Origin of the sequence: Geomonas sp., assembly GCF_035254065.1 — a bacterium.
In the GTDB taxonomy this organism is placed as follows: Bacteria; Desulfobacterota; Desulfuromonadia; order Geobacterales; family Geobacteraceae; genus Geomonas.
The window spans coordinates 1-16,969 of the sequence record NZ_DATFBA010000341.1 but is presented as its reverse complement, the minus strand read 5'-3'; the positions used below and the strand labels follow the sequence as shown (position 1 = coordinate 16,969).

Sequence of the window (16,969 nt, the reverse complement as noted above, 5' to 3'; positions counted from 1 at the left end):
CCAGGACCGGGCCGATACCGGGCAGAGATTCCCACTCCTCGACCCCCAAGAGGTCGACCTGCAGCGGAATCTCCAGGAGGATCAGCTCCTTGGCCGGCATCCTGGTAGTGGTGCAGAGGGTGAGCTGGCGGTCGCGCCAGCCGACCGTCAGCAGGTCGCCGGAGGTGAGGATACGAGCGCCCTCCTCTACGCGAAGCGCGCCAGTGGCGGCCTCAGGTACCGTCATTTTAATGGCGTCCGCCACCGTGGTCCCCTGCGGGAAGCGGTACACCCCGGGGCGCGGGAGGTCACCGGAAAGCCTGACCGTGACGGCGCCGGCCTGCTGACGAGAAAAGGCCGCGCCCCCACCGGTTGCGGTGGAGAGGCGGCCTTTCAGGTACAGGGAAAGAGTTACCAGGAGGGCGAGGCACAGAAGGGCTACTCGTTGGCCCCTCGGCATCACTTGGCTGCCGCCCCCTCCTCTTCCTTGTGGAGCTTGTACTCGATGGAATCGATCAGCGCCTGGTAGGAGGCCTCGATCACGTTGGAGGAAACCCCCACCGTGCCCCAGCGCCCTTCCTTGTCGCCGGACTCGACCAGCACCCGGATCGACGAGGCGGTCCCCTGCCCGGCCGGCAGCACCCGCACCTTGTAATCGTGCAGCTTCACGTCCTTGAGTTTCGGGTAGAACTTCTCCAGCGCCTTCCGGAGCGCGTTGTCCAGCGCGTTGACCGGGCCGGACCCCTCGGCGGCGGTGTGCTCGATCTTCCCACCCACCTTGAGCTTGACGGTCGCCTCCGAGATGGGGGACTCGTCCTCGTGGCGCTTCTCGTCGATCACCCGGAAGCCGATCAGCGAGAAGAACTTGCGGTGGGTCCCCAGCGCGCGCTTCATGAGGAGCTCGAAGGAGGCCTCGGCCCCCTCGAACTGGTAGCCGCGGTTCTCCATGGACTTGATGTTCTCCAGGATCTCCAGGGTGACCGGGTCCTTTGAGTCCAGGTTGATGTTGAACTCGCTCGCCTTGGCGAGGATGTTGGCACGGCCGGAGAGATCGGAGACCAGCACGCGGGTGGTGTTCCCCACCAACTCGGGCCTCATGTGCTCGTAGGTCTCCGGGTGGCGCTGGATGGCGGAGACGTGCACCCCGCCTTTGTGGGCAAAGGCGGAGTTGCCGACGTAGGCCTGGTGCTTGTTGGGGGCGAGGTTGGCGAGCTCGTAGACGAAGCGGGACAGAGCCCGCATCTGCCTGAGCTGCTCGTCGGTGACGCAGTTGAGCCCCATCTTCACCTTCAGCGCCGGGATGATGGAGCAGAGGTTGGCGTTGCCGCAGCGCTCGCCGAAGCCGTTGATGGTCCCCTGCACCTGCACGATCCCCTGCTCGACCGCGATGATGGAGTTGGCCACCGCGCAATCGCCGTCGTTGTGGGTGTGGATACCCAGCGGCGTGGAGACGGCCTGCTTGACCTTCTTGATGATCTCGACCATCTCGTAGGGCATGGTGCCGCCGTTGGTGTCACACAGGATGATGCAGTCGGTGCCGGCCTGCTCGGCCGCCTTCAGGGTCTTGATGGCGTACTCGGGGTTCGCCTTGTAGCCGTCGAAGAAATGCTCGGCGTCGTAGAAGACCTCCGGCATGCGGGCCTTCAGGTAGGCGAGCGAGTCGTAGATCAGCTCGAGGTTCTCCTCCAGCGGGATCCTGAGCGCCTCGTGCACCTGGAAATCCCAGCTCTTGCCGAAGATGGCGACCGCGTCCGCCTCCGACTGCACGAGCTTCTTGATGTTGTCGTCCTTGTCCGGGGTGATCTTCGCGCGGCGGGTCGAGCCGAAGGCCGAGATCTTGGCGTGGGAGAGGCGCTCCTTCTTGATGTCCTTGAAGAAGGCGACGTCCTTGGGGTTGCTCCCCGGCCAGCCACCCTCGATGTAGTGGATGCCGCTTTCGTCCAGCTTGTGGGCGATGCGGATCTTGTCTTCGACCAGGAAGGAGATGTCCTCCGCCTGTGTTCCGTCCCTCAGCGTAGTGTCGTAAAGTTTTATCAGGCTCATATCCCCCACCCTTTCAGAAAACCGTGAAGCCGGTTCACCCCGCCCTTGAAGCAGGTTTGGAAAAGCGCCGCTTCCCCATGGAGAAGCGGCGCCTTTCGTGGAACGAAGACTGCTTTGGACTGCAGTTGGTTATTTGCCAGAGAGGCCGAAGGCGTCGTGCAGGACCCTGACGGCGAGCTCGGTGTACTTGGCGTCGATCACCACGGAGATCTTGATCTCGGAGGTGGAGATCATCTGGATGTTGATCCCTTCCTTGGCGAGGGTCTGGAACATGGTGGTGGCCACACCGGCGTGGCTCCTCATCCCCAGGCCGACGATGGAGATCTTGCTGACGTTCTCGTCGGAGAGCACTTCCTTGGCGGAGACGGCGGCGGCGGCTTCCTTGGTGATGGCGAGCGCCTTCTTGAAGTCGGCCTTGGTCACCGTGAAGGTGAAGTCGGTGGAGCCGGCCTCGGAGACGTTCTGCACGATCATGTCCACCGAGATGTTGGCGTCGGAGAGCGGCGAGAGGAGCTGGGCGGCGATGCCCGGCTTGTCCGGCACCTGCATGACTGCTATCTTCACTTCATCTTTGGCATATGCAATACCGGAGACGAGCACTGCTTCCATATCTTTATCCTCCTTGGTAACCATGGTTCCGAGATTTTCGTTGAAACTGGAGCGGACGTGGACGTCCACGTTGTATTTCATAGCAAACTCGACGGAGCGGATCTGGAGCACCTTGGCGCCCAGGCTGGCCAGCTCCAGCATCTCCTCGTAGGAGATCTTCTCGATCTTCCTGGCGTCCTGGCAGATGTTGGGGTCGGTGGTGTAGACGCCGTCCACGTCGGTGAAGATCTCGCAGACGTCGGCCTTCAGGGCGGCCGCCATGGCGACCGCGGAGGTGTCGGAGCCGCCGCGTCCCAGGGTGGTGATGGAGCCGGTGGCGTCGATCCCCTGGAAGCCCGCCACGATGATGATGGAGCCGTCCTTCAGGTCAGCCCTCACCTTGTCGTCCGGGATCTCCTCGATGCGGGCCTTGCTGTAGGCGCTGTCGGTGACGATCGGGATCTGGAAACCGAGGTAGGACTTGGCCTTGTACCCCATGGATTTCAGGCACATGGCCAAAAGTGCGATGGAGACCTGCTCGCCCGCGGCAACCAGCACGTCGTATTCGCGTGCGTCCGGGAACTCGCAGACCTCGTTGGCCAGGGCCACCAGCTTGTTGGTCTCACCGGACATGGCGGAGACGACCACCACCATATCGTTGCCGGCGTCGTAAGTCTTTGCCACCCTCTTCGCGACGTTGCGTATCCTTTCGACAGACCCCATCGAGGTTCCGCCGTATTTTTGGACCACCAAAGCCATGTCAGTCCTCCTTGTTCTCTACTGTAGATCCGCCGTGGTCGGCACCGTCCGGCGGTTGGAACATCCTTATTACTATGAATAAACCACCGGGTCAAAACATTTTTTTACCGTGCCAGGATGTGTTGTGGAAGCGGCAGGCCGCACCGCTCTTTCGACGCGCAACGGGCAAAAAGGCGGAGATTGTGGATCGTGTAAACAAAGTCACAATAAAACAGCACGTTGAGGTTGACGGGGCGGGCTCGGCGCTCCCTTCCCCTTAAAAACCGGCACTGTCGGGCGCCGGCGGCAGGGAAAATAAATGTTCCAAAAGCGCCCTCCCGCGCACGCCGGAGGGGGTGAAGCAGATGGACCTCTCGTCGCCGCCGGCGTGGGCGAAGGAGACGATCAGCGCCTGCGCCGGGACCTCGTCTCCCAGGCGCTCAGCCCACTCCACCACGCAGGCACCGTCACCGGCGAAATACTCGTCGAAGCCGAGTTCTTCGACCTGCTCCGCGCTCTCCAGGCGGTAGAGGTCGAAGTGATAGAGCGGAACCCTCCCCTGGTAGATGTTGAGGATGGTGTAGGTCGGGCTGGTGACGGGAGTATCGGCATCAACGTCGAGGCCGGTGGCGATCCCCTTGGCGAACTGGGTCTTGCCGGCGCCCAACTCGCCGACCAGGGCGATGAAATCCCCCGGCCTCAAGAGCCGTCCCAGCCGTGCGCCGAGTTCGGCGGTCTCGGCGTTGCTCGTGGTGATAACGGTATGCATCGCGGCTAACCGATCATGGTCCTGATCAGGTCGATGCGCGCCACCACGCCGACCACCCGACCGCTCTCCACTACCGGCACCGCATGGACCCTTTGGGTGCTCATGATGTCGGCCACCTCGCTCAGAGGGGTCTCGGGGCCGACGCTGAACACCTCTTCGGCGTAGATGTCACCCACCGTCTGGCCGGTCATCTTCTGCAGCTCCTTTTCGAACCGCTTGCCGCTCTCCAGATAGATGACCCAGTCGAAGATGGAGACCACGGTGGGGATGTGCAGGTTCTTGTCCTGCTCCACCAGGTCGGTCTCCGAAACGATGCCGATCAGATTGCCGGCATCGTCGACCACCGGGACGCTGCTAATGTGGCGCTCGGCAAAAAGCCGCGCGAGTTCCCTCACTGACGTCTCGCGACGCACCGTGATGACGTCCTTCGTCATGACATCCTTTGCCTTCATCATGGTTGATCCCCCTTCTCGGTGCCCCGGCACCCGTCGAATCGGTTGGTGGGGCAGGAAAAAAATCACCTCAGTTAAATTATACGGTACGGCCGGATTGTCCGACACTCCTCCCCCCGAAGAGGGAGGTTGGGAGGGGGGGGCGCTGCCCCGAGCGGGGCCCCCTGTCCAGTCTGGAAGCTGAGCTCCCCCTCCCTAGCCCCTCCCCCTTCGGGAGAGGGAACTGTAGGGCGGCTGATAGAATGATCTCAGGCTTGGGAACCCCTTGTGGCAGCGATTTTGGCGAGCGCCCCGGGGAGCATTTCCTGAACGTCGGTGGCCCGCATGCCCTGGGTTCCCAGCCTCTCGACCAAGAGGTCGGCGGCGAAGCCGTGCAGGAAGGCGCCCAGGCAACAGGCGTCGAACGGGGGATACCCCTGCCCTGCCAGCGAGGCGACGATGCCGGTCAGCACGTCTCCCATCCCGCCGCTTGCCATGCCTGGGTTGCCGCTGCCGTTGATGGCGATGCTCCCGTCGGGGGCGGCGATGATGCTGCGGGCGCCCTTGAGGATCAGGTGGACCTGGTAGCTGGCAGCGAACTCGCGGGCGCAGCCGATCCGGTCCGCCTCCACCTGCGCGACGGTGAGCCCGGTCAGCCGGGCCATCTCGCCGGGATGGGGGGTAAGCACGGTCACCCTGCCACGCCTGGCCAGCAAGGTCTCCGGTGCCGCGGCCACCGCGTTCAGGCCGTCGGCGTCGATGACCAGCGCCTGGTGGAGGGAAGCCATCAGCGAGTGTACCAGAAATACCGTCGAGGGATGGGGCCCGATACCGGGCCCAAGGGCAACCACCTGCTTCCCCTCCGCAGAGGCGAGAAGCTGTCTGAGCGCTCCGGCCTGAAAATGCCGGGAGCCGGGCCTCCCCACCGGGATGGTCATCGCCTCCGTGCTCTTCACCTCCAGGATGGGGTTCAGGGCGGTGGGCACCGCCAGGGTCACCAAGCCGGAGCCGGTACGCACCGCGCTGTTGGCCGCCATGGCCGCGGCCCCCGTTTTTCCGGTGGCGCCCGCGATCACCAGGCAGTGGCCGCTGCTTCCCTTGTGGGCGGCCAGCGGACGAGGCCTGAACAGCTCGGCGGCACGCTCGAGGTCGACGAAGTCGGCCCCTGGGGCCTCGTTGACCACCGGCTGCGGCATGCCGATCTCCCGCACCAGCAGCCTTCCGCACCGCTCGCCGCCGGGATACAGGATGTTGCCGAGCTTGGCAAGCGCGAAGCTCACCGTCAGGTCCGCCTGCACAGCCCGGCCGAGGATCTTGCCGTTCGCCGCATCGACTCCGGATGGGATGTCGACCGCGACCACCGGCACCCCTGCCGCGTTGATGAGGTCGATGGCCTCACCATAGATCCCGGTCACCTCGCTCTTGACGCCGGTCCCCAAGAGCGCGTCCACGATGATGGTGGCGGTTCGGAACAGTTCGGCATACCCGGCCGCCCCTTCAGGGGCGAAGGTGACCCGTCCCGGCTCCAGCCGTGCCAGGTTGGCCGCGGCGTCGCCGGTAACCGCTTCCGGAGAGGCCAGAAGGAGCACCGGGGCGTCCCAGCCGCGCTCGCCGAGAAGCCGCGAGATCACGAAGCCGTCGCCGCCGTTATTCCCCTTGCCGGCCACGATCAGCGCACGCTTTCCCTCCCCGGGGCCAAAGGCCTCGCTGATCGCGTCTGCGCAGCTTCGGCCGGCGTTCTCCATCAGGGTGGGCCCGGGGACGCCGAACTCCCCAATGGCCCGCTGATCCATCGACTGCATGACCTGCCCGCTCACGACCTTCATCTAGCGCTCCAGTACCACCATGGCGACGGCGCATCCCGCGTCGTGTGAAAGGGAGACGAAACAGGAGCTGAGCCCCGCCTTGCGGAACATCTCCTGGGCGCGCCCGTACAGCTTCAACTCGGGCTTGCCCAACTCGTCGTTCACCACCTCGATATCGTGCCAGCTAAGCCCGTCGCGCAGACCGGTGCCCAAGGCCTTCAGAAAAGACTCCTTGGCCGCGAAACGGAGGGCGTAGTGCTGCGCGCTCTGTTTTTTCGGCGCACAGTAAGCGATCTCAGCCTCCGTGAAGAGCCGTTTGAACAGGGCATCGTTTCCCTGCTCCTGGAAACGATGGAATCTCGCTATCTCGACGATGTCGATGCCGGTGCCGTAGATCATGCTTCGTCCTTTACGTTCATGTAGCTGCGGAAACTACTCTTTCGACTCTGAAGCAGGCTCTTTGCTCGCCTCGGGCACGACCTGTTTATCAGCCTCCGGTGCGGCCTGCTTGCCCACCTCTACTGTGCTCTGCTTATTAACCTCTACTCCTCCCTGTTTATCCGTTGCTGAGGCGGAGAGCTTTTCCGTCTTGGTCAGCGACTCCCTCCATTCCTTGAGCACGGTCGGCAGGTCGAGCGAGTAGTTGGCCAGCGCTTTGGAGACCGCGGTCTCGATGTTGGCGTTTTCCCCAAGGGACGTCAGGATCGACTGGATGGCGTACCAGCCATAGGTGGTAACCATGAAGTCGGCCATCGAATAGCTCTGCTCATAGGCGAGGAAAGCCTCACCGGTTCCCATGGAATGGAAGGAGCCGGAAAGCGTCTTCATCGAGAGCAGCCGGCCCTTTTTTGCTGCTTGGTTCAGCTCAACCCTTGGCAGGCTTATCTCCTTGCGGCCCTCTACCTCAGCCAGCCCCTCATTCAACCAGGTAGGGATGTTGCCGTGGGTGATCTCGCCAATGACGACGTGCGTGTACTCGTGACGGATAGCGGAGCGGAGTTCGTCGGTGAGTTTGGTGACCCCGGCGACCGGGAGCCGGATCTTGCCGTCGTAGAGACCACCGGACCAGTCCGGCGTGGCAGTCACTCTGCTGTAGTCACCCTGGGTGTAGAGCAGCACCGGGATTCTGGTGTTTGGGAAAAGTCCGAGATCTGCGCCGACGGAGTTGTAGGCATTTTCGAGGGCATCGAGAACCTCGGCGGAAAGCCCCGGAGGGAGCTCGCCATCGAAGGTCAGGTCGAACATGGAGCTATAGCCCTTGTCCATCTTTGACTCCACTGGCAGCTCACGCTCGGCCTTCTTGATCAGCGCTTGGATGGTCTTGTTGTCCGGCTCCAGATCCAGCGCCTTGCGCCACTTGTCCAGCGCGCCCGTTAGGTCGCCGGTGGCGTAGCTGATACTGCCGAGATACCAGAGCGTGCCGGCGCTGGAACCGGCCTGCTCGAATTCAGCGCGTGCAGCTTCGTAGTTCTTGTCAAGATAGAGGGCGACTCCGCGCTTATAACCATACGTGTGATCGTCAGGGAATAGTTCGTGAGCCAGGCGGTAATACTCGGCAGCCTCACCATAGCGGCTTACGTTGAGGTCGCGCTCACCGAGTCTCTCATAAACGGTGGCCAGCTGAAGTCGTATCGATTGATTGTAAGGGTAGAGTGAGACCCTTCTTTGCAGCTCCTCGACCACCTTTTCTTCCCGATCCTTCAAGGACTGGTTGGCATTTGAGGTCGAGGAGAGAGATTGGGCGGCACTGACGGGATCGGAGAGCAGGCCGAGCACCAGGAAAAGATATGAGGTGAAGCGTGCAGTTGAGGTCATCTGTCCGCCTAATGGAGCGTCAAGATACATACTCCCACTTGGCAATCTCCCCCTCTCCCTCCGGGAGAGGGTCGGGGTGAGGGAGCCCCGCACTCTCTTAAAAGCCCCCTTCGACAGGCTCAGGGTGAACGGGTTGGCGTGCTGCACCGGCAGCAGGGTCAGATACGCCGGATTCCCTCACCATAGCCCTCTCCCGGGGGGAGAGGGGACTTTCGGACGGGGGCGGTCAGCAAAGGACACGAAGCTGGAGTTAGGCGGCAGCGGCGCCCCTGGCCTTCCTCACACTCTTTACTACACCCGGGACGTCCAGGCCGTAGGCGGCTTTGAGTTCCGCCTGCTCGCCCTGCTCGACGTAGCTGTCCGGGTAGCCCAGGCGGGTGACCTTGACGCCGATGATCCCTTCCTCCTCGAGAACCTCCAAGACGGCGGTGCCAAAGCCCCCCTGCAGCACGTTGTCCTCCAGGGTGAAGAGCATCCCGGTGCCGCACAGCTGGATGATGAGGTCGCGGTCGATGGGCTTCACGAAGCGGGCGTTCATGACGGAAAGTTCCACCCCTTCCTTGGCGAGCTCCTCGGCTGCCTCCACGGCCGCCTGCACCATGGTGCCGATGGCGATGATGGCGCCGTCCTTCCCTTTACGGACCAGTTCCCCCTTGCCGACCGGCAGCTCCTTGAAGATCTGGTCGATGGGAACGCCGAAACCGTTGCCGCGCGGGTAGCGAACAGCGGCAGGGCCGTCCAGGTTGAGGGCAGTGAACAGCATGTGCTGGAGCTCGTTCTCGTCCTTGGGCGCCATCACGGTGAGGCCAGGGAGCTGGCGCAGGTAGCTCAGGTCGAAGACCCCGTGATGGGTCGGCCCGTCGTTCCCGACTACCCCGGCTCGGTCGATGGCGAACAGCACCGGGAGCTCCTGCAGGCAGACGTCATGGCAGAGCTGGTCGAAACCGCGCTGCAGGAAGGACGAATAGAGGGCCACCACCGGCCGGAACCCTTCGGCGGCCAGGCCAGCGGCGAAGGTGACCGCGTGCTGCTCGGCGATCCCCACGTCGAAGAAGCGGGTTGGGAACTCCTTGGCGAAGGGGCTAAGACCGGTGCCGTCCGGCATGGCGGCGCTAACCGCCACGATCTTCTCGTTGTCACGGGCAAGCTTCCTGATCGCCTCGCCGAAGATGCCGGTGTAGGAGGCGGCGCCACCTTTCCCCTTGAGCACCTTGCCAGTTGCCTTCTCGAAGGGCCCCACGCCATGGAAAAGCGAGGGGTTGGCCTCGGCAGCCGGATACCCTTTCCCCTTCTTGGTGATCACGTGGATCAACACGGCGTCGTCGAAGCGCTTGACTGCTTCGAAGGTCTGCAAAAGCAGCGGGATGTCGTGCCCGTCGATGGGACCGATGTATTCAAACCCGAAGGCTTCGAACAGCATCCCCGGCGTAAAGAGCCCCTTCAGCGACTCCTCGGCCCTCTTGGCGACCTTCAAGGCGGAGCGGCCGAACATCGGCATCGACTCCAGGAACGCCTCCAGGTCCTTCTTCGCCTTGTGCACGAACTCGCTGGTTATGGTGCGGGAGAGGAGGGTCGACATGGCGCCCACGTTGGGGGAGATGGACATCTCGTTGTCGTTGAGGATGACCACCAGGTCCTTGTTCAGCTCGCCGGCGTGGTTCAGCCCCTCGTAGGCGATGCCACCGGTCATGGAGCCGTCCCCGATCACCGCCAGCACCTTGTTGCGCTCCCCCTTCAGGTCGCGCCCGACCGCGCAGCCCAGGGCCGCGGAGATCGAGGTGGAGGAGTGGCCGACGTCGAAGCAGTCGTGCGGCGATTCCGCCCGTTTGGGAAAGCCGCTGATGCCGCCCAGCGTGCGCAGGGTGCCGAAGACCTCGTTGCGCCCGGTCAGCAGCTTGTGGGCGTAGGCCTGATGGCCCACGTCCCACACGATCTTGTCCAGGGGGGAGTCGAAGACCCGGTGCAGCGCGATGGTCAGTTCCACCACCCCCAGGCTCGGGGCGAGGTGGCCGCCGTTGGCGGCGCAGGTGTCGATGATCCGCTCGCGGAGCTCGGCTGCCAGCTGGTCGAGCTCCCGCAGCGAGAGTTTCTTGAGCTGACGCGGATCGGTGATCTTACTGAGAATCGACGGCATTTACGATTTCCTCTTCACGATGTAGGAAGCGATGGCCCGCAGTGGCTCTGCCCGCTCGTCGAAGCCAGCCAGGGCCTCCAGCGCCATATCCACCAGCTCCTGCGCGCGCGCCTTGGATGCCTCCAGCCCGACCAGCGCGGGATAGGTCGCCTTGCCGCGCGCCTCGTCGGAGCCCGCATCCTTGCCGAGCTCCTCGGTGGTCCCTTCCACGTCGAGGATGTCATCGGCGATCTGGAAGGCGAGGCCGATGGCCTCGGCGTAGCGGGTAAGGGAGGCCAGCCGCTCCTCGTCGGCACCACCGAGGATCGCTCCGGCCCGCACCGAGGCGCGGATCAGGGCGCCGGTCTTATGGGTGTGGATGTAGGAGAGGGTAGCGATATCGATCTGTTCCGGCTTCCCTTCGCTCTCCATATCGACCACCTGGCCACCGACCATGCCGCGCGAACCGGAGGCGGTGGCGATCTCCTGGATCACCTTGATCCTCGCCGCCGGGTCACCGCCGTCCTCCTTGGAGAGGAGGATGAAAGCCTCGGTGAGCAGCGCGTCGCCGGCCAGGATGGCGGTCGCCTCGCCGTACACCTTGTGGTTGGTGGGGTTGCCACGGCGGAAGTCGTCATCGTCCATGGCGGGGAGATCGTCGTGGATCAGCGAGTAGGTATGGATCATCTCCATGGCGCAGGCAGCGGGTATCGCCTTCTCAAGCTCCCCACCCACCGCATCGCAGGCCGCCAGCATCAGCACCGGGCGCACCCGTTTGCCGCCCGCGAAGACCGAGTAGCGCATGGAGGCATGCAGGGAAGCGGGAAGTTCGGTTGCGGCCGGGAGGACTCCCTCCAGGGCCTGGTCTACCAGCTGGCATCTCTGTGTTAAGTACGCTTTCAGATCCATTCTATGGTCTCACTTTCGGTGTAGGAACTATTTGACGTTTATATGAAGTTGGACTAGGTCTGCCCGTCCGAATGTCCCCTCTCCTTCCGGGAGAGGGAGGTAAAGGCGAGAGGCGCAACGGCTAACTACTCTTCCTCTTCGAAAGGCTTCTTGGTGAAGCTGCCGTCGCGTTGCTTGATGAGGAGTTCCACCCGCCGCTCGGCCTCGTTGAGCTTTTTGCTGCAGAATGCGGAGTGCTTCACTCCCTCCTCGAAAGCCTTCAGGGAGTCCTCCAGGGAAAGCTCCCCACCTTCGAGTTTTTTAACGACTTCTTCGAGCTTTTTCAGCGACGTTTCGAACTTCTCTACCGCCATCAGGCACCTCTTTTAAAAAAGAACAACATTATACTGATTGCAGTATGTGCGTCAAGGATTGTTGCAGTCTTGTTTACCCCATCCTCACCCCTGCCCTCCCCTTGAAAGGGAGGGAGAGTTGCTGGTTGGATAGATAAGTCGCTTTAGGGGATAAGCCTCGGCATCAGCTTCCCTGCCGCCCAAGCGTCCCCTCCCCTTCAAGGGGAGGCATGCCCGCCGTAGCCTTGGTGAAGGCGGGGACAGGGTGAGGATGGGGTTCCGCTGGAATTTCTACCGGAGGCAGCGTCTCCTCGACCCGGCACAGCGCCCCTCCGGCGGCGAAATTGAGTTCCAGCCGATCCCCCGGCGCGATCTTGCGGCTGTCCCTGATCACAGTGCGGCGCGGCAGTTTCCTGGTGATGCTGTAGCCGCGGGACAAGGTGGCCAGCGGCGAGACTGCGTTCAGCGTCCCGGAGGCCAGCCGCAGGCTTTCCCCGCAGATCGCCAGGCGGCGCGTCATAGCCTGGTCCATACGGAAGGACAGGGCCTCCAGCCGTTCGGAGGTCCGCTTCAGGGTGAGAGCGGGGCTCTGCTGTGAGAGCCTGCCCGACAGGGTCACGATCCTTTCGCCATGCCTGTCCAGCAGCACGCCAATCTCCCGCACCAGTCTCGCCTCAAGGCTGTCGACCCGCTGCGCCATGTGGCCCAGAATTCGGCTCGGATCAGTTATCGCCCGGCTCAGGAGGGAGACGTCGGCCCTCATCCTGTCCAGCCGGCGCAGTTGAGCCACCTCCAGACGGTGGCTAAGCGCCTCCAGCTCGGCGGTCAGCTCCTTCTTGCTCCGGACCACCAGTTCGGCGGCGGCGGAAGGGGTCGCGGCCCGCAGATCGGCGACGAAATCGGCGATGGTGAAATCGATCTCGTGCCCCACCGCCGAAATGACCGGAATCGCGGATCGGAAAATGGCGCGTGCAACGACCTCTTCGTTGAATGCCCACAGGTCCTCAAGGGATCCGCCGCCGCGACCGACGATCATGACGTCGAGGTTGCCGACCCGGTTGAGGTCGTCAATGGCCTCGGCGATTTCCAGCGCAGCGCCTTCCCCCTGCACCCGGACCGGCGCGATCAGGAGTTGGACATTGGCGAACCGGCGGGAGAGCACGGTGAGGATATCTCTGATGGCGGCACCGGTCGGCGAGGTGACCACCCCGATCCGTTGGGGGAGTTTCGGGATCTCCTTCTTGTGCAGCTCGGAAAACAGCCCTTCCTTGGCCAGGCGTTCCTTGAGCTGGATGAAGGCAAGCTGCAGCCCCCCGATCCCCTGCGGCTCCATGTACTCCGCCACCATCTGGTACTCGCCGCGTGGCTCGAAGACCGTCAGGCGGCCGCGGACGATGACGCGCATGCCGTCCTTGGGGACGAACTTAAGCGTGCGGGCGGAGCCGCGGAACATAACGCAGCGAATCTGGGCGCCGGCATCCTTGAGGGTGAAGTAGCAGTGCCCCGACTGCGGACAGGCGAAGTTGGAGATCTCCCCTTCCACCCAGACCTGGTCGAAATTCTCCTCCAGCAATCCTCGGATGAGTGAGGTCAGCGCGCTGACGGTGAGGACACGGCGCTCTTTGAAAAGTTCCATTCAGGCTCCACACGGAGGATCAAGGGGATCAGCTACAAAACTTGGCAGCTGCCGTCCACTACCTTGGACATTCCCTCTCCCGACGGGAGAGGGTCAGGGTGAGGGGAAATGGCACAGAGAGAGTGCTACGTGTTGTCGGGGATTGCACTGTGCTATTGTGAAATTGCGTGACTGTCACAGTAATTGAGACATCCCTCACCCGGCCTTCGGCCACCCTCTCCCGGAGGGCGAGGGATTGAGGGCGAACACTTTCTAAAGGGCATCCCCGTACACTCTGAGCATCTCTGTGAGTGATCGTTTTATAAGCAGAAGTTGAGTTTCTATCATGTGCGGCACTCACTGTCAAACCGGTTGACCGACCCGGTTCTCGATGTTAATATGCGCGCCATGAAAAATTACCCTTATGTTATAACGGTCTCCTCTGAAAAAGGGGGAGTGGGCAAGACGACTCTGGCAACCAACCTGGCTATCTTCCTGAAGGCGATCGACGAGGACCTGCCGGTCTCCATCTTCTCGTTCGACAACCACTTCACCATCGACAAGATGTTCGCCATCAAGGGACAGAAGCAGACGGGAACGGTTGCGGAGCTGCTCCAGGACACCCGGGGTTGCGACCTTTTGCACACCGGCCAGTACGGCGTGAACTACATCCCCTCCTCCAACTCGCTGCCGGACCTGAGGGGAACCTTCAAGGGACCGATGGTGCTGGCGCGGATACTGGCGGAATCGGAGATCCCCGGCATCCTGATCGTGGATACCAGGCCGGACCTCGACGTCATGACCCAGAACGCCCTCTTCGCGGCGGACCGGGTTCTTGTCCCGATCAAGGACATGGCCAGCATGGACAACTGCAAGAACATCTTCGAGTTGTTCGACAAGCGCGGCCTGGACCGCAAAAGCCTTTCGCTGATCCCCTGCCTGATCGACGAGCGCATCAAGTTCGACGGCATGTTCAAGGACCAAAAGACGCTGCTCAAGGCCTTCGCCATCAACCGCGGCTACCGCTGCTCCGACACCTTCATCTCCAAGAGCCCGAAGGTGGAGAGTCTCAATACCAACCCCGACGGCAGGATCTACCCCATCCTCACCCACGGGCGCGGCACCGACGTCTACGGGCAGTTCACCGCCCTGGCCCAGACCGCGGTCGCCGAGTACAAGGAAACCTCGGAGCCAAGGGCGCTGCTGTTCGACAACTGGCAAAAGGAAGAGGACCAGCGCAAGAAGGAAGCCTATTTCGGCAGGCTGACCGGCCTGAAGAGCGAATGCCTGGTGTGCGGCAAGGAACTCGGTCAGGAATCCCAGATCGCCTACTACTGCGAGAGCTCCGATGGCGCGACCTGCGGCTATATCGAGGCAGACTGCTTCACGAGCTTCCTGCTGTCCGCCATCTTCAGGATCGACCGGGAACTTCCCGCCGAGGACCCGACCCGCATGATGATCCACCAGACCGCGCGCCAGTCGGTTTTCGTGCTCAACCGCGGCGAGGAGGACAGCACCGACACCATCCATTTCCACCGCTTCGACCTGCAGGGGAATGAACTGCTGAAAAAGCAGTATCCTCTGGCAGACCAAGCTGGGCAGGATCTGCTGACCGGCATGGTTACCGGGACCCTGGGGGGATACGAAGGACAGCTGAGGGATGCCTTCCTGATGGTGCATCCGGTGAGCGGCGACAATCCGGCCTCCATCCTCGTTGAGGATAACTACCGGGAGATGGTGAAGCTGAAAAAGAGGATCGCGGCCCAAGTTTCGGCAGTTTAGCAACCGGGAAGGGACGTAAGCGGACGTAATCGCTAATAGTAGAGAGAAAAGGCACCCCTCACTGCAGATGGGTGCCTTTTTTTCGTTTGATGCCTTCACGACAGCCAGGTACCCACTCGTCCTGACTCTCTCCGGGAGAAGGTCCGCCTATTTCACCAGGGTCGAGACATAGACAAAGGTGATGCCGGATTTGGCCAGCTCCGGCATTGCTGATTTCAGCGTCCTGATGGTGGCCTGGTGCGGGTGGCAGATCGCTATCGCTGCCCCGCGCTTTCTGGCAATGCCGGCAGCCTGCATCAGCTGCTTCCTGATGGCGGCTTCGTCCTGCACGTTGTCCAGAAAGACCTGCCGCTCCGCGCATTTCATTCCCAAAGTTCGAGCAACTCTGTATCCCGCCGACTTGGGCGCCGTCCTGCTGTCGATGAAGAAGACCCCCTTTTCCTGCAGCACCTTCAGCGCCACCTCCATCTTTCCTGCATCCTGGGTGAATCGGGAACCCATGTGGTTGTTGGCGCCAATGGCATAGGGGACCGTGCGGAAATAGCCGTTCACCCGGTCGGAGATCTCCTGGTCGTCCATGGAGAGGAGCAACCCGATGCTCTCCATCCGCTGCTTAGGATACCCTTCGGGCTCCATCGGCATGTGGATCATCACCTGGTAACCGGCGCCATGTGCGGCTTCGGCGACCCCTTTGGCATGTGCGAGGCTTGGAATGACCGAGAAGGTCAGCGGAAGCTTGATCGACATCAGCGCCTGGAGTTCCTGCAGGTTGGTCCCCATGTCGTCGATGACGATGGCGACACGGCCGGGCCCTTTTGCCTGCGGTACCACCGGAGTCTCGGGCTTGGCGACCGAAGCAGGCTTGGCGGCGGGAGCCGTGGGGGAGACTGACGAGACTTGGGCCTGAACGGGAACACGGGGAGGCAGTGGCTGCCGCTCAGTCGTGACCTGTGCGGGTTTCGACTTCGGCTGGGGAGCAGGCTTGCGGCTCTTCTGCAGCAGGAAATAGCCCCCGACTATCAGCACCGCCACAACCGCCAGCGCGACGAGCGCCTTCCCTCCCCCCTTAGATGATTTCCGTCTGTTGATCGCCCTTCCCCTACCCTTGCGTGCCACAAAACCTCCTACTGCTGCATGCGGCGGCCCGACGCCGGTCGTCGCGAATTTGTATCGTCCCGCAGCCGACCAGCGGCTGAGCGGTAGCAGATACTATAGGGACAAGCGGTTCAATGCAACACATTTGAGGGGCACATGGGGTAGTTGAAAAAAGGTACCAGTTAGCTATAACTCATGGATGCCTTTCACCATTTACGGTGTGGAGTTAACCAGGAGGATAAGGTGGCCGAGTGGCAGGACAGTCTCAGCATAGGGGTCTCTGAGGTCGACATCCAGCACAGAATGCTGTTCGAGCAGTTCAACACCTTCGTTGCGGCCTGCGGCAGGCAAGAGGAGGAGGACGCCATCTACCGTCTATGCTGGTTCCTGGAGGCATACGCCCTCGCCCATTTCAAGGACGAGGAAGAATTGATGCAGCGGGTAGCTTTCCCCGATTTTGAGAAACACCGGGCACAGCACCTGGCTTTCGCCGCGGAGGTCCGCAAACTGAAGAAACAGCTGAAGGATGAAGGCCCTCAGCAGAGCCTGGTATCTGCCATCACCAACTTCATGGCCGGATGGCTGGTGAGGCATGTCTCGACCATGGATAAGGCACTAGGTAAATTCATGGCGGACGGGGGGATGACCACCAATTTCTAAAAGCAAAGACTTCATAAGGCGCCAGGCCCGCCAGCTTCTGTCCAGCCTGATTCATTCACCTCTCCTAACTCTCCACTCCCACAATATGCATCCTTACTCCACGCCCAACAGACTGGTATTGTTGACGACACGGTCTCGCGATCGCCATTAAAATTGTTGATAAAATGGGCCGGTCTACGGTAAATTACGACCTGGCGTGACTATCCTCGCCTAAATTAACTTTCCGGAGAATTACTTTGGTTCAGTGGCAAGACTCTTTATCAATCGGTGTGCTGGAAATAGACATCCAACACAG

14 protein-coding genes and 1 pseudogene are annotated in these 16,969 nt (G+C 62.0%); 2 read left to right on the top strand and 13 right to left on the bottom strand.

The annotated features are described in order from the left end of the window. The 12 genes and pseudogenes from VJ604_RS15870 to xseA form a co-directional block, all read right to left on the bottom strand. The coding region (locus VJ604_RS15870; RefSeq protein WP_324084202.1) for an SLBB domain-containing protein at window positions 1-439 on the bottom strand (439 nt) is incomplete at its 3' end. After that, window positions 439-2,022: a citramalate synthase gene (cimA, locus tag VJ604_RS15865; RefSeq protein WP_324084200.1), complete on the bottom strand. Its 1,584-nt coding sequence runs from the start codon at window positions 2,020-2,022 to the stop codon at window positions 439-441. The genes cimA and VJ604_RS15870, both read right to left, overlap by 1 nt. A 129-nt stretch (window positions 2,023-2,151) precedes the next feature. Beyond that, window positions 2,152-3,369 (bottom strand): aspartate kinase, encoded by a 1,218-nt coding sequence (locus VJ604_RS15860; protein WP_324084198.1) that lies wholly within the window; start codon window positions 3,367-3,369, stop codon window positions 2,152-2,154. Window positions 3,370-3,625: 256 nt separating this feature from the next. Further along, on the bottom strand, window positions 3,626-4,117 hold the full coding sequence (gene tsaE, locus VJ604_RS15855) for a tRNA (adenosine(37)-N6)-threonylcarbamoyltransferase complex ATPase subunit type 1 TsaE (RefSeq protein WP_324084196.1): 492 nt from the start codon (window positions 4,115-4,117) through the stop codon (window positions 3,626-3,628). Window positions 4,118-4,122: 5 nt separating this feature from the next. Then, the gene (locus VJ604_RS15850; RefSeq protein ID WP_324084195.1) at window positions 4,123-4,572 is read right to left on the bottom strand and encodes a CBS domain-containing protein; all 450 of its coding nucleotides are present in this window, start codon (window positions 4,570-4,572) and stop codon (window positions 4,123-4,125) included. A 245-nt stretch (window positions 4,573-4,817) separates the two neighbouring features. Then, window positions 4,818-6,374 carry an NAD(P)H-hydrate dehydratase gene (locus tag VJ604_RS15845; RefSeq protein ID WP_324084192.1) on the bottom strand — a complete coding sequence of 519 codons (1,557 nt, stop codon included), beginning with the start codon at window positions 6,372-6,374 and terminating at the stop codon, window positions 4,818-4,820. Continuing rightward, complete coding sequence (locus VJ604_RS15840) at window positions 6,375-6,752, bottom strand: holo-[acyl-carrier-protein] synthase (protein WP_324084190.1); 378 nt, start codon at window positions 6,750-6,752, stop codon at window positions 6,375-6,377. 33 nt (window positions 6,753-6,785) lie between these two features. Beyond that, on the bottom strand, window positions 6,786-8,168 hold the full coding sequence (locus tag VJ604_RS15835; protein ID WP_324084188.1) for a peptidase MA family metallohydrolase: 1,383 nt from the start codon (window positions 8,166-8,168) through the stop codon (window positions 6,786-6,788). Window positions 8,169-8,418: 250 nt separating this feature from the next. Next, a complete protein-coding gene (gene dxs, locus VJ604_RS15830) occupies window positions 8,419-10,302 on the bottom strand; it encodes a 1-deoxy-D-xylulose-5-phosphate synthase (protein WP_324084187.1) in 1,884 nt (627 codons plus the stop codon). Then, window positions 10,303-11,190 (bottom strand): polyprenyl synthetase family protein, encoded by an 888-nt coding sequence (locus tag VJ604_RS15825; RefSeq protein WP_324084185.1) that lies wholly within the window; start codon window positions 11,188-11,190, stop codon window positions 10,303-10,305. Between the two features lie 125 nt (window positions 11,191-11,315). Beyond that, window positions 11,316-11,543: an exodeoxyribonuclease VII small subunit gene (locus tag VJ604_RS15820; protein ID WP_324084183.1), complete on the bottom strand. Its 228-nt coding sequence runs from the start codon at window positions 11,541-11,543 to the stop codon at window positions 11,316-11,318. Between the two features lie 286 nt (window positions 11,544-11,829). Further along, window positions 11,830-13,158: pseudogene (gene xseA / locus VJ604_RS15815) on the bottom strand (exodeoxyribonuclease VII large subunit); the annotation flags it as partial. A 378-nt stretch (window positions 13,159-13,536) separates the two neighbouring features. Here xseA and VJ604_RS15810 point away from each other — a divergent pair. Then, complete coding sequence (locus VJ604_RS15810; protein WP_324084181.1) at window positions 13,537-14,919, top strand: ParA family protein; 1,383 nt, start codon at window positions 13,537-13,539, stop codon at window positions 14,917-14,919. A 147-nt stretch (window positions 14,920-15,066) separates the two neighbouring features. Here VJ604_RS15810 and VJ604_RS15805 read toward each other — a convergent pair whose 3' ends face one another. After that, entirely contained in the window at window positions 15,067-16,035 is a 969-nt protein-coding gene (locus VJ604_RS15805; RefSeq protein ID WP_324084179.1) for a divergent polysaccharide deacetylase family protein, read from the bottom strand. A 222-nt stretch (window positions 16,036-16,257) separates the two neighbouring features. On the opposite strand from VJ604_RS15805, the gene VJ604_RS15800 reads away from it, so the two are divergent. After that, entirely contained in the window at window positions 16,258-16,674 is a 417-nt protein-coding gene (locus tag VJ604_RS15800; RefSeq protein WP_324084177.1) for a bacteriohemerythrin, read from the top strand. Window positions 16,675-16,969 lie beyond the last annotated feature (295 nt).

Excerpts from the sequence above, each read along its gene's own strand:
- cimA (WP_324084200.1), bottom strand. The coding sequence starts at position 2,022 with ATGAGCCTGATAAAACTTTACGACACTACGCTGAGGGACGGAACACAG.
- VJ604_RS15860 (WP_324084198.1), bottom strand. The coding sequence starts at position 3,369 with ATGGCTTTGGTGGTCCAAAAATACGGCGGAACCTCGATGGGGTCTGTC.
- tsaE (WP_324084196.1), bottom strand. The coding sequence starts at position 4,117 with ATGCATACCGTTATCACCACGAGCAACGCCGAGACCGCCGAACTCGGC.
- VJ604_RS15850 (WP_324084195.1), bottom strand. The coding sequence starts at position 4,572 with ATGATGAAGGCAAAGGATGTCATGACGAAGGACGTCATCACGGTGCGT.
- VJ604_RS15845 (WP_324084192.1), bottom strand. The coding sequence starts at position 6,374 with ATGAAGGTCGTGAGCGGGCAGGTCATGCAGTCGATGGATCAGCGGGCC.
- VJ604_RS15840 (WP_324084190.1), bottom strand. The coding sequence starts at position 6,752 with ATGATCTACGGCACCGGCATCGACATCGTCGAGATAGCGAGATTCCAT.
- VJ604_RS15835 (WP_324084188.1), bottom strand. The coding sequence starts at position 8,168 with ATGACCTCAACTGCACGCTTCACCTCATATCTTTTCCTGGTGCTCGGC.
- dxs (WP_324084187.1), bottom strand. The coding sequence starts at position 10,302 with ATGCCGTCGATTCTCAGTAAGATCACCGATCCGCGTCAGCTCAAGAAA.
- VJ604_RS15825 (WP_324084185.1), bottom strand. The coding sequence starts at position 11,190 with ATGGATCTGAAAGCGTACTTAACACAGAGATGCCAGCTGGTAGACCAG.
- VJ604_RS15820 (WP_324084183.1), bottom strand. The coding sequence starts at position 11,543 with ATGGCGGTAGAGAAGTTCGAAACGTCGCTGAAAAAGCTCGAAGAAGTC.
- VJ604_RS15810 (WP_324084181.1), top strand. The coding sequence starts at position 13,537 with ATGCGCGCCATGAAAAATTACCCTTATGTTATAACGGTCTCCTCTGAA.